We start from the raw sequence: 22,388 nt of genomic DNA on the forward strand, positions 1-22,388 counted from the left end.
TGTCTAGAACGCGTTTCAGATCAGGTCGAGTGTTTCAGGCCCCGGTGCCGGATTCCGATCGAATCAGCACGAATGACAGCTCCACATCCCCGATCCGAATGAGCGCCCCGCCCGCCAACACGACACTGTCCACGACCCGCACGCCGTCCACGTACACCCCGTTGGACGACATCAGATCCTTCAGCACCCAGGCCAACCCGTTGTCCACGATCAGTGCGTGATGGCGACTCACCCGCCCGTCCGGCAGCGTGATGTCGTTATCCGACAGTCGCCCGATCCGGGTGACCGGTCCGGAGATCGGGTACACATTTCCGGCCCGATCCCGCAGTACCGCATTGGGTTCGTGCCAGCTGCGATCGATAATCGTGCTGGCGCGGGTGGACGACGCCTCCGCCGCAGCGCGTACCGACAGCGGCTCCTGCCGCAGAATCCGCGCCTCCAGATCGCGAATCCGCGGGCCGGGATCGATACCGAGTTCCGCGGCAAGGGTATTGCGCAGGCGCCGAGCGGCTTCCAGCGCATCCGACTGCCGCCCGGCGATATACAGCGCGGTGATCAGGTGCTCCCACAGCGATTCCCGCAGCGGATGTTCGGGGACCAGCAATGCCAGTTCGGCCACCACGCTGTCGGCGCGCCCCTGGGCGATATCGGCTTCGGAGCGGGCCTCGATGACGCCGATGCGCTCGTCGTCGAGTGCGGTCGCATAGGCGTCGGCGAATCCGAGCCCGTGCAGATCGGCCAAGGCTCGACCGCGCCACTGAGCCAGCGCGTCGGAGAGCACCTCACTGGCGGTCGCGAAGCGCCCGGCGGCCAGCGCGCGCAATCCCGATTCCCGGCGGGCGCGGAAACGCTGCACATCGCTGCCGCCGTCGGCAATGACGAGGCGGTAGCCGGTGCCCATGTGCGAGAGGATGTCGCGGGCGTCGATACCGGCGTCCCGGAAGGGTTTTCGCAGATTCGAGACAATGGCGTGCAGGCTCACCCGCACGTCGGGCGGGGGTAGGTCCTCCCAGACCGCCTGCGCCCGCACCTCGGCCATCGCTGAGCTCCTCGTGACCGGCCAGTGTGATTCTCGCTCGTCACTGTACGTCCCCGGCGGCTGCTGTTCGCGACGATTTCACTGCATATAGGTTTCCCTAGTTAATTAGTTAGGGCAATTGAATCCCCAGTTGAGGTCTGCCAAACTTTGTTCTTCAGCTGTTTACGGAGTTGCGAGATGAAGCAGTCGTCACGGCGGGGTTTCCTGGTCGGCGGTGCGGTGGCGGGGGCGGCCGGACTGGCACTGGGGAGTACAAGACTGTTCGACACGCAAGCTGCCGCTCAGCAGAGCGGGGATCCACCACACCGCGGCACCCATACCGGTCACGGGGGTGGGGTGGAGGGGCCGACCTTCCGGGTCGGCGAGATGGTCGACCACGAGGCCAATGGTTTCGATCCCACCGAGATCCTGCGCGACTTCGACTACGGCAAGGTGTCTCGGCTGCCCGGCGGGCGCACGCTGCGGGAGTGGGAGATCTATGCCAGTGACGAGGATGTGGAAGTCGCTCCGGGCGTGACCTTTCCGGCGTGGACATTCAACTCCCGCATACCGGGGCCGACGTTGCGTTGCGCCGAGGGCGATCGCTTGCGGGTGACGTTCGTCAATGGGTCCGACCACCCGCACACCATGCACTTCCACGGGATTCACCCGGCCGATATGGACGGGGTACCCGGAATCGGCAGGGGGGTCATCGATCCCGGGGACTCGTTCACCTATGAATTCGATGCCACGCCTTTCGGATTGCACCTCTACCACTGCCATGTGGGTCCACTGGCCGAGCACATCGCGCGCGGCATGTACGGCACCTTCATCGTGGATCCGCCGCAGCCGCGCCCGGCCGCCGACGAGATGGTGATGGTGATGCACGGGTTCAACACCACCTTCGACGGCGAGGGCAATCAGCTGTACGCGGTCAATGGGATTCCGTTCCACTACATGCATGAGCCGGTCGAGGTGAAACGCAATGCGCTGGTGCGGATCTATCTGGTGAATGTGCTCGAGTACGACCCGATCAACAGCTTCCACCTGCACGGCAACTTCTTCGAGTACTACCCGACCGGGACTCGGCTCACACCAACAGAATTCACCGACACCGTGGTGCAGGCACAGGGCCAGCGCGGGATCTGCGAGGTGCGGTTCCCGCATCCGGGCAAGTTCATGTTCCACGCCCACAAGACCGAGTTCGCGGACCTGGGCTGGATGGGATTCTTCGAGGTGACCGAATGAGCACCGAATCATCGCCTGTCGAATCCAACACTCCCGCAGCGGAATCCCGGGTTCCCGCCTGGTTCGGATGGGCCGGGCTCTTCCTACTGATCGGTGCGGTCCTGGCCGGGCTGGGTTTGGTGGGCGCCCGGGCACTGCCCGATCGGCTCGGGCCGCCGGTGGAGGAGGTGACCGTAGAACGCACGGTATTCACGCCGAACACCATCACTGTCACAGTGCGCAATACCGGGCCGGACCCGGTGACCATCGCCCAGGTCTTCGTCAATGACTCCTACGTCGATATCACCGGTGGCGAGGACGCGATCGGCCGAATGAATTCGGCCACCCTGGAATTGAACTATCCGTGGCAGGAGGGCCAGCCGTATCTGGTATCCATGCTCACCTCCACCGGATTGGTGATCGAGCACGAGATCCCGGCCGCGGTCCAGACCCCGAAACCCGACGGGGCCTTCTTCGGTTTGATGGCGCTACTGGGCGTGTATGTCGGCGTGATTCCCGTGCTGCTGGGAATGCTGGTGCTGCCCTTGGCCCGCCGTGCTGGCGGTGGCGTACTGCGGCTACTGCTGGCGGTGACCGTGGGCCTGCTGGTGTTCCTCGTAGTCGACGGCACCACCGAGGGCCTCGAGCTGGGCCGCGAGGGCGGTGGTGCGTTCGGCGGGGCCGAACTGGTGGTGCTGGGCGCACTGCTCGCCTTCCTGACCTTGACGGCCGTGGACCGCTGGCTGCGTGCCCGCCGCGCCCGGGCCGAGGATGCCGGTGCCTCCGGACTACGGCTGGCGACCATGATCGCCGGCGGTATCGGCCTGCACAATCTCGGCGAGGGCCTGGCCATCGGCTCCGCCTATGCCATCGGCGAATTGGCGCTCGGAGCCTTCCTCATTCTCGGCTTCGCCATCCACAACACCACCGAGGGCGTGGCCATTGTCGCGCCGCTGGTGCGCGAACGCGTCCGCCTGCTCACCCTGCTCGGCCTCGGCATGCTCGCCGGAACCCCCGCCATACTGGGTGCGGTCGTCGGCGCATCGGTCAACAATGCCGAACTCGCCGCCATGCTACTCGGCGTGGGCGTGGGTGCGATCGCCCAGGTCATCCTGCAAATCCTCCCCGCACTCCGGGCCGATGGTCACGACCGGGCCGATGCCACCGCCATACTGGGCATCATCGCCGGAATTGTCGTCATGTACCTGACCGGGCTACTGGTCACCGCCTGAGGAGTTTTCGTGTCCGACCTACCCGCCCCCACCCGGCGCACGGTCCTCGCGGGCGGCTGCGCACTCACCCTCGCCGGAGTCGCCCTCGGATCCACCGCCTGCACCAGTAGCAGCGCCGCGGGCCACACCTCCTTCACCGTCCCCACCACCGATATCCCAGTCGGCGGCGGCACCGTCTTCCGCGACCACACCACCGTCATCACCCAACCCACCCCCGGTGAATACCACGCGTTCTCGGCGGTCTGCCCGCATCAACGGTGCACCGTCAACGCCGTCCGCGACGACCTGATCCACTGCCCCTGCCACGGCAGCCGCTTCCGGATAGCGGATGGTTCCGTTCAGGAGGGCCCCGCCCGAACAGGTCTGACCACCCGCACCGTGACGGTCACCGGCGACACCCTCCGCATCGACTGACCCGGCTCCACACCGGGTCAGCCACGCGGCAGATGGCCGTAAAGGAAAGTGCGAACACCGGTTTCGGCATTGTCATCAGTCTGGGCATCCGACTGTTCGCCGGTGGAATCCGCGCTCAAGTCATTGGTAATGAGCGCGATGTAGTGCTGTGCGGCGATGACGGGGTTCTCGAGGCGTAGCAGGCCGCGTTCACCGAGCCGAGCCATGTGACCGACCAGTGCGCGTTGGACCCGCCGGGGACCGGATTCCCGCCAGGAGTCCACGAGTTCGGGTGGGAAGTCCTCCCCCTCGGCGTGAATCCGGCGCACGATCGCGAAGTGTTCGGCGAACCGCGCATCCGGCCGCCGCCACTCCCTGGCCAGCTCCACCAGCGCTGTTTCGAGGGTCGCGGCGGTCACGCCGTCATGGAGATAGCGCTCGATGAGCGCCTCGTGCGCGGCGGCGACCTGCCCGGAGCTCTCGGTCAGCGCCAGGGCGAAGAGCTGTTCCTTATTGGTGAAGTGGTTGTAGATCGTGCGAGTCGATACTTGGGCTTCGGCGGCGATCATGTCGATACTCGCGCCCAGGTATCCCACCCTGCCGAAGACCTTGCGGGCGGCGACCAGGGTGGCCTCCCGCTTATCGACCGAACCCCTGCGCGGCCGCCCGGTTCGCTGATCAGCGCTGTTCATCAGTACCTTCCTCGAAAATTACAACGACCACTTTACATGATGCTATGCACGTTGTACTTTACTTCTACGCAAGCGTTCCACAGCGCGTATTTCCTGAAGGAGACCCATGTTCATCGCGTACATCGTTCTGGCGATCCTGCTCTCGGTCATCCTGGTGATCTCCGGCCGCGCCAAACTCATCAAGGACGAGGAGATCACCTCGACCATGGTGCGGCTGGGAGTGCCGCTGAACTGGTTCCCGATCCTCGCGGGGCTGGAGTTCGCCGGTGCCGTGGGCCTGCTGGCCGGGATTGCCTATCGGCCGCTCGGTATCGCGGCCGGAATCGGCGTGGTGCTGTATTTCCTCGGCGCGGTGATCTCGCATCTGCGTGCCGCTGACATCCAGGGAAGTCCCGTCCCGACGGTGTTGGCCCTGGCCTCGGCGGCCCCGGTAGCCCTGGGCGCCATTACTTTGTGAGACTGCGGAATCAAAGTTCGAAGGAGTAGAGCAATGACGACCGAAACCGATATTCCGCAGTGGATCCGAGACCACGCCCGGCCGGTGGCGGAGGGCGCGGCGATTGCCGACGCGGTCGGCGGCGCGGTCGTGGTCGGGCTCGGCGAATCGACACGGTTCTCCCGGGAGACATTCCGGATTCGGCGGCAAGTATTCCAGGAGCTGGTGCTCCGCCATGGATTCCGCGTACTGGCCGTGCAGGACACCGCCACGGCGGGAGAGCGTCTCGATAATTACGTCCGCACCGGCGCGGGTGATGCGCGCGGTGCGCTGTCCGAGGCCTGGCGGCCGTGGCGAACCGAGGAGATGGCCGAAACCCTCGACTGGATCGCCGAATTCAACCGCGCCCATCCCGACGAGCCGGTGCGGGTGATCGGCGTCGAGCCCACACTGGCCGAGCCGTCGGACTACGAGGTGGTACTCGCGCACCTGCGCCGGACGTCGCCCGCTGCGGTGGCGGAGCTGAATTCGCATTACGCGCCGATACGCACGGCACACACCATCGACGAGCACGTGCAACGCGCGCAGGGGACCCATCCGGGCCGCCCCTTCGCCGACCACGCTCGGGATGGACTCGCCCTGGTGACAACCCTGCGAGCGCCCGAGGAGGTACTCGCGCACGCCCGGCGGATCGTCGACTTCCACGAGAACAGCGTGGCGGGCCGCAGCGGTTTCGGCTTCGACGAAGGACCCTCCGCTCAACGGATTCTCGACTGGCATCACCACACTCGCGCAAAGATCGCCTACTGGGATGGGATCGCGCATGTCTCGGCACTCTCGCCGCGGGTGGGCCGCTCCGCCGACAGCGACTTCATCAGTGCGGGAGGCTATCTCGCGGCGGCGCTGGGTGCGGGATACGTATCGGTGGCGATCGGCTTCCATCACGGCGACCTGGGCATTGCCGTGGTACCGGAACCAGCGGACGGATGGCTCGACGCGATGCTCGGCGCGGCCGACCTGACGAACCACTGGCTCGACCTGCGCGACGAGGCCCCGGAGGCGGTGGACCGGTGGCGGCGCGCTCCGGCGACAGCTCGAACGATCAGTGGCATCTACTCCCCCGATCACGACGCGGACGAGCACATCGCCGTCGAGTCGCTGTCGGAGGCGTTCCACGTCCTCGTTCATATTCGCGAGGTCTCACCGCTGCACTGGCTGCGGTTCGAGGCGCCCTGACCGGCCTGACCGGAGTTCGCACCACGACCAGCGAAATCGGGGCGAAGATCGCGGATAAATTACGCCGTGGCGTCCGAACCACTCGGTATAGATAGCTAGTAAGTTGCTAGCATGACCACCCTTCCGGGGCCAGACTTCCAGCCGGTTCCGAATCGTCATATCTCGATGCGGCTCGGCCTGCCCGAGCTGGCCTTCCCGACGGTGGTCCGACCGGAGCTGCGCTACCGCTTCGATACCGCCGCGGTGTCATTGGACGGGCGGGTGCTGCTGGTCTGCGCGCCGGCGGGTAGCGGGAAGACCGTCGCCCTCTCCGACTGGGCCGAGTACCTGCTGGATACCCGGCCGGGCATGCAGGTGGCGTGGCTCGCCATGACCGAGCCGACCGCGCGGGCCGAGGAATTGCGGATCGCACTGCGCACCAGTCTCGAGCTCTCCCCCGGCACCGATCACATTCCCACCGGTCTGCTCGACCCGGCGGAGCTGCCGGTCGCACCCACGGTATTGATCATCGACGATGCCCATTTGATTACCGATCCGCTGGCCCTCGCCGGTCTCGAACAGCTGCTGCACGATCTGCCCGCCTCCATGACGGTGGTTTTTTCGGGCCGTTTCGAACCGCCGCTGCGCTGGCACGGGCTGGATCTACTGGGACGGCTGATCCGGGTCGGCACCCATGAGCTGGCACTGAGCGGGGAACAGATTCGCGCGCTGTGTGCCCAGCACGACTGCGCACTCGACGACAGCGAGCTCGATACCGTTATGGGGCTCACCCGCGGCTGGGCGGCGCTGGTCCGAATCGCCGCGATATACCTTGCGGCGCAACCGGATCGCGCCACGGGGCTGGCGGTGCTGGCGCGGCCCGCGCACGCGGTCTCCGACTTCCTGGTCGGCGAGCTCATGACCGTGCTGGACCCCGGAATTCGCGAATTCCTCTGCCGCACCAGCATTCCCGACTCGTTCACCGAGGAACTCGCCGAGCAACTGACGGCACGGGAGTTGCCGGACCGGGGTAGCGCTCGCGATGCGCTCGGCGAGTTGGAGCGGATGAACTTCCCCGTCGCCTACGAATCCGAGGGCGACGAGCTGTGGTTCCGCTACCACCCGATGCTGCGGGCCTATCTGCGTGCGGAGGCGCGCGGACTGGGTCCGGAGACCATGGCGGACCTGCATGCGCGGACCGCCCACTGGTACATCTGCCACGGCAGACCCGGGGCGGCGCTGCCGCATCTGCTGGAACAGTCCGATCACCTGCAGCTGAGCGCGTTTCTCCGCGATCAGGCGCTCGGACTCATTCTCGACGGCGGGGGAAGTCACCTCTTCGGCGCGCTGGAACGGGTGGAGCCGGCGCTGGCCGCCGACGCCTACGTTCGCCTGCTGCGGATTGTGGACGCACTGGTGCACGACGATATCGCCGCCGCCACCACCTATTTGGAACTCATGCCGAATGATGTCGCCGAGGCGGATTCGTTCGTACCCAGAACGTGGCTGCGGGTGCTGTCGGCGGCGGTCGCGGTCGACGCGGCCATGGCCGGGGGCGACTCGCTCGGCGCTATTACCGCACCGCACAGTTTGAACTCGACCGGAAACTCCGATATCGACTGCTACGCGGCGGTGCAGTTGGCGCTGCTCATGGTGGTTCGTGGCGATGTGGCCGGGGGTGAGCGGCACCTGCGGCGGGGACTGGCGCTGGCCGCGCACACGCGGCATTCCCGGCTGGCGGTGCGCTCCATGATCCGTCTCGCCGCGGCTGCGGGTGTGGCGGGCGGTATCGCATCCATGCGCGAAAGAGCTTCGCGCGCATTGGATATCGCGAATGATTATGAGCTACAGGAATCACCTGATCTCGCGCAGATCATCTCCATGACCGGCCTGGCGGCCTATTTGCAGGGTGACGAGCCCGCCCGCCGACATTTCGCCGGTGATCTCACCGCGCGCGTGCGGTCGGGCGAGCTCGCACCGGGCGGGCACGCCCATGTGGTGGCGCTGCTGATCAGCTTCGATGACGCCGATAACCGGCATGTGGCCGCACAGGCACTGCGACACAGCATGGCTCTGCACCTGGAGCGCTCCGAGCCCCTACTGACCCGGGGCCTGCTGTCGCCGGTGGTGTGGGCGCTGCTGCGCGTACCGGATCCGCGTCCCACCGAACAGCTGGTCGAGTACGCGCAGCGGGTGCTGGGTGATGACCCTTCGGTGGTGGTGTGCCAGGCGGCGCTGGCGGCGGTGGCCCATAAACCGCGATCGGTGCGCGCACTACTGGAACCGCTGCTCGAAATCGACACCTATCCGGTGGCCGTCACCACCATCTGGCTGCTGTACGCCGAAGCCCAAGCGGCCCTATGCAATTCACTGAAGGCCTACGAATCCTTGGAGAACGCGCTGCACGTCGCGACTCCCGATCATCTGGTCCGTCCATTCCTCGACGTCCCCGCCGCCCTGGATCTACTGGATACCTACGCGGGCCGGTTCGCACACCGCAATGGTTTCGCCGACCGGGTCCGGCATCACCCGGTGGCGCACCGCGGTATCGCTCCCCCCGCACTCACCGAGACCGAACTGACGGTGCTCAAACAATTGCCCTCCGGCCGCACCGCCCAGCAGATCGCCGACGACCTGGGCGTCTCCATCAATACCGTCAAAACCCATCTGCGCGGCATCTACACCAAACTCGATACCAATTCCCGCATGGCGGCACTGGAACAGGCCCGCCGTCACGGTCTTCTCTGACCGTGGATTCACCCGCCACGTGTGAGGCGCGGCGCGATACTCGCGGCGCATGCTGAATACCGACAGCCCACCCGGTCTGCCGACCAGCCCCCCGGAAGGGATCCGGCCGATGATCGTATCCAGTCCGAGCCGCTACGAGTTCATCCTCGACGGTGAACTGTCCGAACGCGCCCTGGCCGCCTTCCCGGAATTGTCCGGTCGCCACCGCGCCCTGACCACGAGCCTGTTCGGCCCGGTACCGGACGGCACCATCATGCGCGGAATCCTCGCCCGCATAGACGATCTCGGGTTGACGCTCTTGGAGATGCGCAGGTTGCCCGACTAGCTCCGGTGCGGGACCGCGGCATCCGGTGGCGTCGGCCTATCAGGCGCGGTCGTGGAGAGTGATCCGATAGCCGTCGGGGTCGGCGAAGGTGAATGTCCGACCGAAGGGGCCGTCGATCGGCGCGGAGACAATGGTGTGACCGTCGGCGACGAGAGCATCGTGAATGGCCTGGACGTCGGTGGCGTGCAGCCAGATCGCGGCACCGATGCCGGGCTGAGCAACGGATGCGAAATCGGTGCCGGGAACGACGTCGCGGAGTGCGAACGCGATCGGCTTCGTCTCGAAGACGACGGCGTGCGGGGGCCCGGCCTGCGAGCGGACGAGGCCGAGGTACCGCTCATAAAACGCCTGCGAAGCGTCGAGGTCGCGCGCTTGGAGCGAGATGAAATCGGGGCCGGTAACGGGCATGACGATACTCCTTCTCTACGTGTCAGTCTCCTGACACAGGTCAGTGTATGTCAGAATACTGACATGAGTCGAGACGGTGTCGGCGTCGACCTGGAGACGTCCCTGGGCTACCTGCTGAAAGAGGCGTCGAGCGCGCTCCGCGTGGCCATGGAGGAGGTGCTGCGCCCGCTCGGAATGAGCGTGACGCACTACTCCTGCCTCGAACTGCTGACGCAACGGCCGGGCCTGTCGAACTCCGAACTCGCACGGGGCGCGTTCGTGACCCGACAGACGATGAACGTGCTACTCCAGGCCCTGGAACGCGACGGCTACGTGATCAGGCCCGCGGAGGCACCCGTCGGGAAGGTTCTTCCCACGCGGCTCACACCTCGCGGGCGACGGAGCCTCGACAAGGCAAGCGCAGCGGTACGGTCCGTCGAGGTCAGAATGCTGTCCGGCCTGACCGAGGCCGAACAGTCGGCCGCGCTTGGAATCCTGCGGACCATGATCGGTTCGCTGCGCGATGGCAACGACGGCGCATAGCTCGTTCCCCGATGTGTGAGGCTCGGCGTATGGATAGAGCCAAGCGGTGCACACTGTGGGTGGCGGCGGCGCCGATCGCGTTCGCCATCGGCCTCGTACTGTTCGCCTTCTTCGAATCCGTCGCGCTCAACTGGATGCCGTCCTTCGCGGCGTACTGGCTGTTCCAAGTGGTGTTCCTCGGCGTCCTCTTCGTCCCGGGAATCGCGCTGTTGACAATCGGCGCGTACCTGTTCGAGTCACGTCCGCGCGCGGGCCGCGTGATCGCCGCACTCGGTCTGATCTGGACGTCCATGCTGGCCGCACTGAACGTGTACTTCACCTTCGAGCAGACCTTCACCGACCCGAATCCCCATGAGCCCTCATTCCTCCCACGGCTCTCGATCCTCGAGGCGACCATTACCAGCGCACCATTCGTCCTGCTGATCCTGGGAACCATCCACGCCGCCCGCGTCATCCGGTCGGCGCCATCGGCTAGCTGACACTTCACCATCCCACGTGAGATTGGACGACGGTACCGGCTATGGCCATACGTCGACTCCTGGACGGGACGCATGTCGTGACGGCGCTCCGCCCGCTCCACCTCGCGAGCGGTACACGAATCCGGACTCGACTCGATTGACGACCGCTACTGACCAACCGCCATGTACAACGGTGGCCGAAAGTTGTTCGGGCGGTGGCGAGTAAGTAATTCGCGCAGCGCCTCCGTAGTGGATGGGTTGATAGCGGAGACGATTTCGGCGACCCTGCGCACGGTGAGCGCATTGACACCGCCACCAGCGGCAATCGCTATCGCACTCGGCATGTCAGCACCGACTTTCGTTTTGTTCGCGCACCGACGGATGCAGGAGTCTGTTGCGGTGCCGCCGCCGCTCGAGTCTTGTTCAGCGCTGCGAGGGCTGGATCTGGCTTCTCCCTCATCCAATGGTGACCGCAACCATGCGGCCACCGAGGATCATGCCGTGTGGCGCGTCGCAACTAGCGTGGCGACAGCAATATGTACATGATGTACATCATGTACATGGGCCTGCGACAGAGGGGACCGAAGAACCGATGACGACCGTAGAGCGAATCACGTCTGTCGAGCGATACAACTCCATGAACAGCGCTAGAGAACACTTCGCCCAGATGCTGACCACCGCCGAACAAGGCAACGTGGCCGTTGTGTCCCGAAAGGGGAAGGATTCCGCGCTGGTGGAGGTTGGGCGACTCCGGTGGCTGCTATCCCACATCATCAGCGCCCATGAACCGCAGATAGTGCGGGAAAACAATAACTGGGTGGCATATCTGCCGGGTCTTCCACTGGCGGTGGAGGAGCCCGATTTCGACACGGCAGTCAATGCTTTGATCGAAGCGATGCGCGAGTACGCCGCCGACTGGCAGGACCACCTCCATGCGGCGCTCAACCACCGAAAGAACGTCGACTTCGTACAGTTCGTGGAGCTATCCACCGACGACCAACTGAGAGAGTGGTTGACGGCGGCCGAACAGTGACCCAATTTCCCCCAGGCAACAAGAAGGCCCACGAAACGTTCTGCCACAACGACGAATGGATACGGGTCCGCAACGCTACGGGCGGTATGGTCAGGCACCACAGCACCTGGGAACTGCCGCTTCCGGACGGCCGCGTCCTGCGCACCCGCATCTCACGGCCCGTGGACAACACCGACTACGGACCCAAGATGTGGTGCCAGATCCTGAAGGACCAACTCGAGGTCAGCGAGGCTCAATTCTGGAGATGCGTCAATGATCGCGTTCGTCCGGCACGCACGCCAGGAACAGTCACGATCCCCGACAAAGAGCCCATACCGCTCGGCGTCGTCGAGAAACTGATCCGGCTGGTGCACCTGACACCGGAGGAGATCGAGACAATGACCAAGGATCAGGCTGCAGCCCGTCTCAACCAATTCAGGGCCGAACAGTAACTGCCTGATACCGAGATCCCGAACCGATAGCGGGCACCAGGTCCTTCCTGCATGAAATACGCAGTGGGAGTTAGGGTCTTGTCGGGGGCACGAACTGGATGAGGGTGAATCATGGGAAGACACGTCATCGCCGGTGCCGGGCAGGTCGGCGCACATCTCGCGCGGCATCTGCTCGCGCAGGGACACGAGGTGGTGGTTGTTACGCGGTCGGGGTCCGGTCCTGCCGAGGCTGAGCGCGTCACGGCCGATGTCACTGATAGTGAGCGGCTCACGCAGATCACCAAAGGTGCTGATGCCCTGCACAATTGCGCAGGTCCGGCCTATACGCGCTGGGCGCGGGATTGGCCTCCGCTGGCGGCCTCGCTGCTGACCGCGGCCGAGGCAACGGATGCGGTACTCGTCACCGCGGGCAACCTTTACGGGTACGGCCCCGTGAACGGGCCTATGACGGAAGACCTTCCACTCACCGCACCGGGCACCAAGGGGCAGGTCCGGGCTCGCATGTGGACCGATGCGCTCGCCGCGCACGAGGCGGGCCGCGCCCGGATCACCGAGGTCCGCGGCTCGGACTACTTCGGTCCGGGGGCGAGCGATCAGACCCCGGTCGGCACCCGATTCGTACCGTCCCTGCTGGCCGGAAAGCGGACCGTCTACCTCGGCGACCCGGACCAGCCGCATTCGTGGACGTATCTGCCCGATGTCGCCACGGCGATGGCGACGGTGGCGACCGATGAGCGAGCCTGGGGTAAGCCGTGGCATGTCCCCAATAACCCGCCGCTGTCCGCCCGCGCCCTGGCCGAGCGACTGTGCGCCCACGCCGAGGCTCCCGCCCCGCGCGTAACCCCGATACCGGGACCGATCCGCTTCGCGCTCGAACTGGCGTCTCCCCTGGTACGCGAGCTGAAGGAGACCCGCTACCAATTCGACCGCCCCTTCATCGTCGATTCCTCCGCCTTCGAGACCACCTTCGGCGTCACCGCCACCCCGCTCGACGAGGCGGTTGCCGCCACGGTCGCGGCGGCCCGCAACGATTGAGCGAAGGTCTGTCGTGGCGGGCGAACACCGCCGGTGACCTGCGATAAGGTCAGGTCCGCGTGCTGTTTTGATCGTGCTCAGTGATCGGCTCCCCAACGTAGGAGGATCGACGATCCATGGTCACCTTTCGGAATTGTCAACGCTCCGCCCGCCGCTCGACCGTTTTCGCGGCGATGGGAGCGGCCGTGGTGTTCGCCGCCGCTCCCTCCGTCGCCGCCAGCATTATCGACGTCACCACCGCCACCCCGAGCAGCGTCGAGGTCGAGTACACCTGCGCTCCCAGCGCCGGAGTGAAATGGCTTATGGTCAAGGTCGGTGCACCCCATGCGACACAGCCCGCCGCATCGGGCGAACACGACGACCCCACCTGCGACGGCACCCCGCACAGCGACACCGTCTCGCTGACGGGAGCGGCGGGCCAAGAGCCGTTGCATTCGGGTGCGGTCGTTCAGGTCCAGGTCGCAATGGTCGACGGGCGCAACGACCTCGTCTACACGAACGTGAAGCTGCTCAATCTGGAATGACGCCCTACTGCGCGCGCAGCACGAGAATGCCCGGAACCGAGCTCACGTAATCGGCGAAGGGCGAGTCGACCACCTTGTTGTGGGCCGCGAGCGAAGAGGCGTTGCGAAAGACCGGACCCTCGGGCGTCGCGACGAAGATGCCGACATGGGTGACATCCAGACCCGCCTGGTCGCTATACGCACCGATGTAATCACCGGTGCGGAGCTGCCCGATCACATTCGCGTCGACGGCGGCGCCGGGGATGTAGGTGATGTCGCGATCGACCACCGGGATGCCGGGAAGGTATTGCCCGCCATCGGCTTTCGCATTGAGGCGCTTGGGAACGGTGACCGCCGAGGGACTCACCGCTGCCGTGATGTCGGTGGCGGCGGTCCGCGCGGTGTGCGACCAGTCGGTAAAGAAATGCTTGCGGTTCGCGAAATCGACTCGGCCCCCGGCGTAGCGGGTCTCGATCAGATTCGCTACGAACTGATCCCGATCGCTGGACCTGCTGAGCGCTTCGACGTAATCCAGATACGTGAAGCAGTCGACCCGCCGGAAGTCGATTACCAGCTCTTCGGGCTGGGTCGCCGAGCCGATGAGCATATTCGCGCCATACGGCGTTCCGAGGAACCGGCTCGACAGCAGTTCGATCAGCTCGCCCTTGGACTTGCCGGAGCCGCGCAGGGCCAGCAGCTCGTCGAGCTTTGCCGAGGTAGCGTCATCGATAGTGGTGCCGGTGGGGGCAGCGGACGTCGCGGGCGCGACGAGTGCGGTGCCACCGACGAAAGCCAATGCGACGAGCAGTAGTCGAAGGAACACCTCGCCCACCCTAGTCGGCCCGCGTGACCATCCTCACCCTCACGCCCGGCCGCATCCGCAGAAGTACTGGTGAGCGAGCTACGTCACCGAACCACCGGGCCGGTGCGCGCCGAAAATCGAGTGAAGTTTGTCGTACCCCACAGGAATACTCACCGTCGACCGATGAGTTGAGTGAGCTATTCCCGTCTGTTCTCGTGTAGCGCCGAGACAGCGCCCAGTGACTCGACCTCGGCCCACGCACACGTCGCCCCGCTCTCACGAACGCCCCGGAGGTACCCGAATGCCCGCCGCTTTATCCGCCAGTAGAACCGGTGGGCGGACACCGACCGTGATTCGGCTGCTGGTGCTCGCGACGTTCGTGGTGATTCTGAACGAAACCATCATGATCAACGCGATTCCGCGCCTGATGGCCGACCTCGAGGTCACCGAACGGTCGGCCCAGTGGGTGTCCACCGCGTTCATGCTCACCATGGCGGCCGTCATTCCGGCCACCGGCTGGTTCCTGCAGCGGGTCACGACCCGCAGGGCCTACGCCATTGCCATGGGCGTCTTCCTGTTCGGCACCGCGCTGTCGGCGGTCGCCCCGACCTTCGTGGTGCTGCTGCTCGGCCGGATCATCCAGGCCGGTGGCACCGCGGTCATGATGCCGCTGCTGATGACCACCCTGATGACGGTCGTTCCCGAAGAGGACCGCGGCCGCGTCATGGGCAATGTCACCCTGGCCATTTCGGTGGCTCCGGCCATGGGCCCGGTCATCTCGGGCCTGGTGCTCCAGGTCGGTTCGTGGCGTTGGCTTTTCGTGCTGGTTCTCCCGATCGCCGGTGCGGTCACCTGGTTCGGTCTGCGGCATCTGGAGAATATCGGCGAACCGCAGGCCGGTGCGATCGATGTATCCAGCGTGGCGCTCGCGGCGCTCGGCTTCGGCAGCCTGGTGTACGGGCTCAGCAAGTTCGAGCCCAGCAATGTCGTCAGCCCGGCGCTGATCTTCACCGTCGGCGTGCTCCTCATCGGGGTGTTCGTCGCCCGTCAGCTGCGCCTGCAGCGCACCAGCACCCCGCTGTTGGACCTGCGCGTGCTGTTGTCCGGCACCTACTCCAAGGCGCTCGTCCTGCTGTCGATCGCGTTCCTGGCAATGCTCGGCTCGATGATCCTGCTGCCGCTCTACCTGCAGAACCTGCGCGGCCTGAGCGCCCTGCAGACCGGTCTGCTCGTCATGCCCGGCGGTTTGGCCATGGGCCTGCTCGGCCCGACAATCGGCCGCCTGTTCGACCGCTTCGGTGGTCGGCTGCTGGTGGTCCCCGGTTCGATCGGCATTACCGTCGCCCTGGCCGGTTTCACCCAGATCTCGATGAGCATGCCGTACTGGCAACTGCTGGCCCTGCACATCCTGCTGATGATCTCCCTGGCAGCGGCCTTCACGCCGGTCTTCACCCTGGGTCTGGGCGCGCTGCCGCCGCACCTGTACTCGCACGGCAGCTCCATGCTGGGTACGTTGCAGCAGGTCGCCGCGGCCTTCGGCACCGCCCTGGTGGTGACCGTAATGTCCGCCCGCAGTACGGCTCTGATCGATAGCGGCACCGAGCCGGTCACGGCGACCCTCGACGGAATGCGCTGGGCGTTCGCCGTCTCCGCCGCACTGTCGATCCTCGTGATCGTCATGGCGGTGCTCCTGCCGAACCGGGCCAGCGCCCCGGAGGAGTCGCCCGACGATATCGACGGGCTGGAATCGGAACTGGCCGAGGCCCAACTGGTCAAGGACTGATCGAACGAGACGAACCCCGAATCGCGCGGTAGGCCGTGCGATTCGGGGTTTTTCGGCCTACCTGTGCCATCGCACAGGACCGGTGCACAGCGGCTAAGCGCATGGTCAAGGGTTCCGCGCGCAACACCCGCGTCATTCCGGCGTGCGTGTGGCCGGAATCCACACCCGAAAGCGCATGCCGCACAGTGTGGATTCCGGCCAAGAAGCGCGCCGGAATGGCGGGGCCCGTTCGCGCGCCGGAATGACGGACGGTTCGCCGCGCCGCGATGACGGGCCGGTTTCGCCATGAGACGTGCGGTATTCCGGCACCACGCTCAGCGAGCCGACTTCGGCCGCACCAAACCCTTCTCGTCCGGGCAGCGATCGAACCACGGTCGCGCACTCTCGATTTCGGCAGCCAGTTGCAGGAGCAGGTATTCGCTGCCCGAGGGGCCGACGAATTGGGTGCCCATGGGTAGGCCGGTCGCGGTCCAGTGCGTCGGCACACTCATCGCTGGGCGGCCGGTGATATTCGCCAGCTGCGTGAACGGGACCGCGGCGAGGTTCGCGGTCATCAGGTCCAGGTAGAAGTCGCTGCGGGACAGTATTCTTCCCACACCGAGGCGCAGTAGTGGCGGGAGTAGGGTGTCGGCCAGGGCGGGGGTGCGGTTCTGGCCGATACGCAGCGGCGGTTCGGCCAGGGTCGGAGTGAGTAGCAGGTCGTAGGTGGCGTGGAATTCACCGAGGGCGCGGGTGTACACATTCCAGCGGGCATGCGCCTCCATCAGTCGCGGAGCCGAGACCGCGCGGCCGATGGCGGCGAGTACCTGGGTATCGATATCGAAATCGGTTGGCGGCGCACCACTCACCCGGCACGCATGCGCCAGTTCGGCGGCGACCGATGCGGTCCAGACGGTCATGAAATCCACCGCCACCTGCTTGCCGTCGATCGCGGGTGCGGCCGGTTCGACGGTGTGGCCCAGGCTTTCCAGGAGTCGTGCCGCGTCCTCGACCGCGCGGACCGCCTCGACATCCACCGGTGTGCCCATGGGTGATTCGTGGGTGAAGCCGATGCGCAGTCGGCGCGGCGGCTCCGTCACCGCCTCGCGGAAGGGTCGATCCGGACGCTTTACCGTGAATGGCCCGCCGGGATCCGGCGGACTCAGAATATCGAGCATGACCGCCGTATCGCGCACACTGCGCGATAGGACTCCCTCGCTGACCGCGCCGAAGAGCGGATCCCCGAATACCGGACCACTCGAAATGAGCCCTCGCCCTGCTTTGAGACCGAATAATCCGGTGCAGGCGGCCGGAATTCGAATCGAGCCGCCCCCGTCGCTGGCACCGGCCACCGGCACAATGCCCGCCGCGACCGCCGCCGCCGAACCCCCTGACGAACCACCCGGGGTGCGGCTCGGATCCCACGGATTGCGGGTAGCGCCAAACGTTTTGGTCTCGGTGATCGCCTTGCTGCCGAACTCCGGCGTGGTCGTCTTGCCGAAGATCACGAGACCGGCGGCGACCCAGTGCTCGACGGCAATGCTGTGTCGCGTGGCGCGCACCGAGCGCAGGGGTCCGGTGCCACCGGAGGTCGGGTATCCCGCGAAGTCCTGAACGAGATCCTTGAGCAGGAAGGGCACCCCGGCGAGTGGGCCGTCACCCGCCGGACGCTCGGCGAGCTCCTTACCGGTTTCCGCCATCAGCAGACTCACCGCATTGATCACCGGATCGACGGCCGAGCGGCGGTCCAGGGCCAGCTCGAGCAACTCGCTCGGACGTACCTCACCCCGAGCGACCAGTTCGCCCAGTCCGACCGCGTCGTGTGCGCGGTATTCGTCGAACCTCATCGTCATCTCCTCACTCACGGATCGATCCGCCCCTGCAGAATAGCCGTACCGGTCGGTTACGTAACCGGATGGAACGGTAAAATTTCCGGTATGCGGGGACCGGATAAGCTGCCTGCGGTGAGCGAGAACAAGATCGACGGCCGTGCGCTGCGCTTTCGGCATCGCCGCCCGGAACTACTCGCGGCCGCCACCGAGTACGTCCTCGACCATGGCATCAGTGATCTCTCCCTGCGCCCGGTCGCCCAGGCCCTCGGCATCAGTCACGCCACCTTGATCAGACATTTCGCCACCAAGGACGCCCTGGTGAACGAGGTCCTCGAACATATCCGCACCGACTTCGAAGAGCGCCTGCTCGCCGCGGAGATCCGCCGCGTCGAGTCTCCCGCCGCCCTGCTGCGCGCCGTCTGGAACCACCTGTGCCAGCCGCGCGAACAACGCCAGTTCCTGATCCTGTTCGAACTCGTCGCCGTCGCCGCGCGCACTCCGCACCATCCGGCCGCACGCCTCGTCACCGACTGGCTCACCGTCATCGAACGCGAACTGGCCCGCTATCAATGGCCGCCGGAGAACCGTTCCCGCACAGCCACATTCCTGCTCGCCCAAATACGCGGCCTGCAACTCGATCTCATCTCCACCGGCGACACCGCCCGGGTGAACGAGGCGTTCGAGTCGACTGTGGACTTTCTGACGAGTGCGCGATAGGGGCGAGCGGGCAAGCAATTCCCACAATTCTCTTCGAACCCTCACGATCACACGATCGGTGTATTATCTAGCGACGCTGAAAGGCATTGCACTCCAACTCTTTTGAGCTGTGTTTTCGACGTGTGACCGTAGGGGGTATGCGGGGGGCAGAAACCGAAGACTTCATCGAATATGTCGTAGCGCAGGGGGATCTCGTCGACACGGTGTGGTGTCGGACGAGCGGAGGATCTTCCGGCGCGCTACTGATCGTTCACGCGATGGCTGACCGCCGCTTTCGACGACGCGGCGCCATCCGGCGATTCCACAGATCCGAATGTCGCACGCACAAAGGAATCTCGAGTGTTCGACCGTTTCCCCGATCATCCCGCGAAGCTCTCCTCCACTCCGACGGATCTGGCCCGGCTGCTCCGTCCGGCCCCGCCCGGGACGCCCACCGATGTGGTGCGGCTGCACGGCGGTGACGGAATTCTGCTGTGGGCCAACCTGCCACCGGTACTGGTGATGGGTAGCTCCGGAGGTGCGGGCTCCACCACCACAGCACTGGGAATCGCGTCGGCGGCCTCCTACGGATACAAGGAGCGCTCGCCGATCGTGGTCGATGCCACCCCGACCGGTGGTGACCTCGCCCGTCGCGGCTGCGACATGATCGACCCGTCCGGCACCGTGCAGACCTGGCTGAGTATGAGCCATCGCGGGCTCTCCTCCACCGTCCTCGAGGCGTGCGGTGAGAACAGCGCCCGGGTGGGGGTGCTGCCGCGCGGGCCGGAAGCGCTACCGCTGCGCGAAACCTATGCCTCCGTGCATCGCGACCTCTCCGATGCGGGCTGCCTACCCGTCTACGACGGTGGTGCTCCGGTTTCCAATCGCATGATCGCCCCGCTGCTGTCGGACTCCCGGATCACCCTGGTCATCACCCTCGCCGCCCGTCCCGACGCCGTGAACCGGCTCAGACCGGCCCTGATCTGGCTCGACGACAACTACAGCCAATACATTTTGGAAGACGCCGTCATCGTGGTGACCAGACAGCACCCCAGCGACGGCCCGTCGGTCGCCAAGCACGCCCGCGCCTATCTGGGTGAATTCGTCCGCGCCGTAACCGAAATCCCCTACGACCATCACCTCGCCGCGGGCGGCCCGATCACCTGGACCCGGCTGGCACCCCCGACCCGCGCCGCGTACCGCCAGATAATCAACCTACTCAGGTAATTCCGTCAGCCGGTGTGGCTTTCCGCATTGTCGGTCAACGTCGAAGGGTGCGCGCGCAGCGAACCGGCATGCGCCTTGACGGTCGGATCCTGACGCGTCTTGATCAGGCTCGCCACCGTGACGACCACCAGCACGACAATGATCACGCCCAGGCTGAACGCGGTCGAGATCTCGGGCACCCGCGTATCGATATCGACATGCGCCCAATGCAGGATGAGCTTGACGCCGATGAACGCCAGGATCACCGCCAGGCCAGCGGACAGATACACCAGCCGATCGAGCAAACCCTTGACGAGAAAGTACAGCGCACGCAGGCCGAGCAGCGCGAAAGCATTGGCGACGAAGACGATATAGGGCTCCTTCGTCACGCCGAAGACCGCCGGTATGGAGTCGAGCGCGAAGAGCAGATCAATGCTGCCGATGGCGATCAGTACGACGAACAGCGGGGTCACCATCCGGCGGCCGTCGACGCGGGTGACGAGTTTGCCGCCGACATAGTCGTCGGTGACCGGCAGCAACCGGCGCGCCGCTTTGACCATCACATTGTCGTCGATATCCGGGTCCTCGTCGCGGTGTCGGAAAAGCTGTACCGCGGTGAAGATCAGCAGCAGTCCGAACAGCAGGAACATGAAGGAGAACAGGGCCAGCAGCGTCGCACCGAGCGCGATGAACATCGCGCGCATACCGAGGGCGAGCACAATGCCGAAGGTGAGCACCTTGTGCTGGTGCTCCTCCGGCACCGCGAACGTGGTCATAATGATCACGAAGACGAACAGATTGTCGATCGACAGACTCTTCTCGACGACATACCCGGCGAAGTACTCGGCCCCGAATCCACTGCCGTACCGCGCGGTGAACCACGCCCCGAATGCGATAGCGACGGCGATATAGAACACCGACCACGCCGTGGCCTCACGGAATCCGACCCGATGCGGCTTCACCGCCGCGGCGATCAGATCGACGGCCAGCAGGGCGAGGATGAGGCCGATGGTGACGGCCCAGGTAAGGATGCTGATGTCGAGCACGGGTCTCCTCCGTTACGATTCACTCCTTCGGCGTCAACTCTCACAGACAGCGGGCCGACACGCAGCCCAACTCGCCCAACCACTCCGTCTCAACCGGCCCGCCGCGCGCGACTCACACGGTCGCCGATCGTTCGAGGACGGCCTCGACCGTCCGGAGCACCACACCCTCGCCGTCCTCCTCGTCGAGTCGCATGGCGACGCGTGCGATATTCGCGCGGAGCCGACTGTCGGTGGCCGCTCTCGCGATCGCGTCGGTCAGCCATTCGGTGGTGAGATCGGGCTGGCGAACGGTTCCGGCTGTTACGCCGAGTAGCTCGAATCTGTGTGCCCAGAACCGTTGTTCGGGACTCTGGGGCACCGCGATGGTCGGCACCCCGGCGCGCAGGGCGGCGGCGCAGGTGCCCGCGCCGCTGTGGTGCACGGCGGCCGCCACCCGAGGGAACAGCCAGTCGTAGGGGATTTCGCCGACGTTCATCACGTTCTCATCGGCCACGTCGAGAACGGTCCAACCCGCCTGGACGATTCCGCGAATACCGGCGCGGCGCAATGCTGTTCGCACTGTCGTGCTCAGTTCGGCAGCGCGCTTCTCGTTGTTCATATTGCTGCCGAAACCGACGAATACCGGTGCCGGGCCCGCCTCCAGGAATTCCACCAGGTTCGCCGGTGGTTTCCAATCCGTGGGGCGGGCCGGCCACCAGAAGCCCGCGACGTCGAGTCCGGGCCGCCAATCGGCGGGACGCGGGGCGACCAGCGGCGAATATCCGTGCAGTATCGGCCATTGCGCCGCCGTTCGGTTGCGGCGCAGTTCCCGGACCGGCACCTTGTGCAGACCGAGTTCCCGCCGGAAATCGCCGACGACCGCGCGGTAGCGTCGATCCACCACCCAGGCGCCGAGGTCGGCGGCCCACCTGTTGCCGGTCGCACCGGCCGACCACACGCCCATGACCGACGGTGGATGGTCGGCCGTGGCCGACAGGGGCTGGAATCGCACTCCGATGGTGGGGATTTCGTAGGCTTCGGCGAACGGGTGGCCCGCGAATTCGGCCCACGGTGTGAGCAGGAGGAGATCGGCGGATTCCGCCAGTAGCGCCGTGATCACGCCCTCGCCGATGACGCGGAACCCGTCGGGGGTGTTGAATGCCTCGACATGCTGGCGTTGAACCTCCGCATAGCTGCCTTCGAAACCGAAGTTCAACTCCAGCAGGCGAAATCGCAGCCCACAGTTCTCGATCAGCTCCGCATAGGGCTCGTGCGCGGCTATGACAACGTCGTGACCGGCCGCTTGCAGACGAATCCCGATGCCGGTCAGCGGTGCGACGTCGCCCCGGGTACCGATTCCGACGATCACAATCTTGCTCATAACTCTCC

The 22,388-nt window shown here is 65.6% G+C and carries 24 protein-coding genes; 16 read left to right on the forward strand and 8 right to left on the reverse strand.

Annotated elements, in window-relative coordinates; translation table 11 throughout:
- Positions 1-34: 34 nt before the first annotated feature.
- Entirely contained in the window at positions 35-1,039 is a 1,005-nt protein-coding gene (locus NU1_RS05350) for a BTAD domain-containing putative transcriptional regulator (RefSeq protein WP_067517964.1), read from the reverse strand.
- Positions 1,040-1,216: 177 nt separating this feature from the next.
- Between NU1_RS05350 and NU1_RS05355 the strand changes: the two genes are divergently transcribed.
- From NU1_RS05355 to NU1_RS43010, 3 genes are read left to right on the forward strand one after another with little or no spacing between them, the layout of a single operon-like run.
- Complete coding sequence (locus NU1_RS05355; RefSeq protein ID WP_067517966.1) at positions 1,217-2,266, forward strand: multicopper oxidase domain-containing protein; 1,050 nt, start codon at positions 1,217-1,219, stop codon at positions 2,264-2,266.
- Entirely contained in the window at positions 2,263-3,477 is a 1,215-nt protein-coding gene (locus NU1_RS05360; protein WP_067517968.1) for a ZIP family metal transporter, read from the forward strand. The genes NU1_RS05355 and NU1_RS05360 overlap by 4 nt, the downstream gene beginning before the upstream one ends.
- A gap of 9 nt (positions 3,478-3,486) precedes the next feature.
- Positions 3,487-3,891, forward strand: a complete 405-nt coding sequence (locus tag NU1_RS43010) for a Rieske (2Fe-2S) protein (protein ID WP_067517970.1) — start codon at positions 3,487-3,489, stop codon at positions 3,889-3,891.
- Positions 3,892-3,908: 17 nt separating this feature from the next.
- Here NU1_RS43010 and NU1_RS05370 read toward each other — a convergent pair whose 3' ends face one another.
- Positions 3,909-4,562 (reverse strand): TetR/AcrR family transcriptional regulator, encoded by a 654-nt coding sequence (locus NU1_RS05370; RefSeq protein ID WP_067517972.1) that lies wholly within the window; start codon positions 4,560-4,562, stop codon positions 3,909-3,911.
- Positions 4,563-4,668: 106 nt separating this feature from the next.
- Here NU1_RS05370 and NU1_RS05375 point away from each other — a divergent pair, with 106 nt between their 5' ends.
- The 4 genes from NU1_RS05375 (at position 4,669) to NU1_RS05390 (ending at position 9,286) form a co-directional block, all read left to right on the forward strand.
- Positions 4,669-5,019, forward strand: a complete 351-nt coding sequence (locus tag NU1_RS05375) for a DoxX family protein (protein ID WP_067517974.1) — start codon at positions 4,669-4,671, stop codon at positions 5,017-5,019.
- Positions 5,020-5,052: 33 nt separating this feature from the next.
- Positions 5,053-6,234: an erythromycin esterase family protein gene (locus NU1_RS05380; protein ID WP_067517976.1), complete on the forward strand. Its 1,182-nt coding sequence runs from the start codon at positions 5,053-5,055 to the stop codon at positions 6,232-6,234.
- A 111-nt stretch (positions 6,235-6,345) separates the two neighbouring features.
- On the forward strand, positions 6,346-8,961 hold the full coding sequence (locus NU1_RS05385; protein WP_067517977.1) for a winged helix-turn-helix domain-containing protein: 2,616 nt from the start codon (positions 6,346-6,348) through the stop codon (positions 8,959-8,961).
- A gap of 109 nt (positions 8,962-9,070) precedes the next feature.
- Positions 9,071-9,286, forward strand: coding sequence for a DUF8691 family protein (locus NU1_RS05390; RefSeq protein WP_067518369.1), 216 nt, complete (start codon positions 9,071-9,073; stop codon positions 9,284-9,286).
- A gap of 39 nt (positions 9,287-9,325) precedes the next feature.
- On the opposite strand, the gene NU1_RS05395 is transcribed toward NU1_RS05390, so the two are convergent.
- Complete coding sequence (locus tag NU1_RS05395; RefSeq protein ID WP_067517979.1) at positions 9,326-9,694, reverse strand: VOC family protein; 369 nt, start codon at positions 9,692-9,694, stop codon at positions 9,326-9,328.
- Positions 9,695-9,757: 63 nt separating this feature from the next.
- Here NU1_RS05395 and NU1_RS05400 point away from each other — a divergent pair, with 63 nt between their 5' ends.
- Positions 9,758-10,216: a MarR family winged helix-turn-helix transcriptional regulator gene (locus NU1_RS05400; protein ID WP_067517981.1), complete on the forward strand. Its 459-nt coding sequence runs from the start codon at positions 9,758-9,760 to the stop codon at positions 10,214-10,216.
- Between the two features lie 29 nt (positions 10,217-10,245).
- Positions 10,246-10,695, forward strand: a complete 450-nt coding sequence (locus NU1_RS05405; RefSeq protein WP_067517983.1) for a hypothetical protein — start codon at positions 10,246-10,248, stop codon at positions 10,693-10,695.
- Between the two features lie 146 nt (positions 10,696-10,841).
- On the opposite strand, the gene NU1_RS41130 is transcribed toward NU1_RS05405, so the two are convergent.
- Entirely contained in the window at positions 10,842-11,018 is a 177-nt protein-coding gene (locus NU1_RS41130) for a hypothetical protein (protein ID WP_157551998.1), read from the reverse strand.
- A 323-nt stretch (positions 11,019-11,341) separates the two neighbouring features.
- On the opposite strand from NU1_RS41130, the gene NU1_RS05410 reads away from it, so the two are divergent.
- From NU1_RS05410 to NU1_RS05425, 4 genes are all read left to right on the forward strand, one after another.
- On the forward strand, positions 11,342-11,707 hold the full coding sequence (locus NU1_RS05410; protein ID WP_084520998.1) for a hypothetical protein: 366 nt from the start codon (positions 11,342-11,344) through the stop codon (positions 11,705-11,707).
- Positions 11,704-12,138, forward strand: coding sequence for a hypothetical protein (locus NU1_RS05415; RefSeq protein ID WP_067517987.1), 435 nt, complete (start codon positions 11,704-11,706; stop codon positions 12,136-12,138). The genes NU1_RS05410 and NU1_RS05415 overlap by 4 nt, the downstream gene beginning before the upstream one ends.
- Positions 12,139-12,249: 111 nt before the next feature.
- Positions 12,250-13,173, forward strand: coding sequence for an NAD-dependent epimerase/dehydratase family protein (locus NU1_RS05420; protein ID WP_067517989.1), 924 nt, complete (start codon positions 12,250-12,252; stop codon positions 13,171-13,173).
- Between the two features lie 116 nt (positions 13,174-13,289).
- Positions 13,290-13,697 (forward strand): hypothetical protein, encoded by a 408-nt coding sequence (locus NU1_RS05425; protein WP_067517990.1) that lies wholly within the window; start codon positions 13,290-13,292, stop codon positions 13,695-13,697.
- A 4-nt stretch (positions 13,698-13,701) separates the two neighbouring features.
- Here the strand turns inward: NU1_RS05425 and NU1_RS05430 are convergent, their stop codons facing one another.
- A complete protein-coding gene (locus NU1_RS05430; RefSeq protein WP_084521023.1) occupies positions 13,702-14,499 on the reverse strand; it encodes a DUF1460 domain-containing protein in 798 nt (265 codons plus the stop codon).
- Between the two features lie 280 nt (positions 14,500-14,779).
- Here NU1_RS05430 and NU1_RS05435 point away from each other — a divergent pair, with 280 nt between their 5' ends.
- Positions 14,780-16,261: an MDR family MFS transporter gene (locus tag NU1_RS05435; RefSeq protein ID WP_067517994.1), complete on the forward strand. Its 1,482-nt coding sequence runs from the start codon at positions 14,780-14,782 to the stop codon at positions 16,259-16,261.
- A gap of 314 nt (positions 16,262-16,575) precedes the next feature.
- Here the strand turns inward: NU1_RS05435 and NU1_RS05440 are convergent, their stop codons facing one another.
- Positions 16,576-18,087 (reverse strand): amidase, encoded by a 1,512-nt coding sequence (locus NU1_RS05440; RefSeq protein WP_067518371.1) that lies wholly within the window; start codon positions 18,085-18,087, stop codon positions 16,576-16,578.
- Positions 18,088-18,204: 117 nt separating this feature from the next.
- Here NU1_RS05440 and NU1_RS05445 point away from each other — a divergent pair, with 117 nt between their 5' ends.
- Together NU1_RS05445 and NU1_RS05450 are read left to right on the forward strand one after the other, a co-directional pair.
- A complete protein-coding gene (locus tag NU1_RS05445; protein WP_245719958.1) occupies positions 18,205-18,789 on the forward strand; it encodes a TetR/AcrR family transcriptional regulator in 585 nt (194 codons plus the stop codon).
- A 339-nt stretch (positions 18,790-19,128) separates the two neighbouring features.
- Positions 19,129-19,995, forward strand: a complete 867-nt coding sequence (locus NU1_RS05450; RefSeq protein ID WP_067517995.1) for a MinD/ParA family ATP-binding protein — start codon at positions 19,129-19,131, stop codon at positions 19,993-19,995.
- 5 nt (positions 19,996-20,000) lie between these two features.
- On the opposite strand, the gene NU1_RS05455 is transcribed toward NU1_RS05450, so the two are convergent.
- Entirely contained in the window at positions 20,001-21,020 is a 1,020-nt protein-coding gene (locus NU1_RS05455) for a TerC/Alx family metal homeostasis membrane protein (RefSeq protein ID WP_067517997.1), read from the reverse strand.
- A 112-nt stretch (positions 21,021-21,132) separates the two neighbouring features.
- Positions 21,133-22,380 (reverse strand): glycosyltransferase, encoded by a 1,248-nt coding sequence (locus NU1_RS05460; RefSeq protein WP_067517999.1) that lies wholly within the window; start codon positions 22,378-22,380, stop codon positions 21,133-21,135.
- Positions 22,381-22,388 lie beyond the last annotated feature (8 nt).

The sequence above is a fragment of the Nocardia uniformis NBRC 13702 genome, assembly GCF_001613345.1.
In the GTDB taxonomy this organism is placed as follows: Bacteria; Actinomycetota; Actinomycetes; order Mycobacteriales; family Mycobacteriaceae; genus Nocardia; species Nocardia uniformis.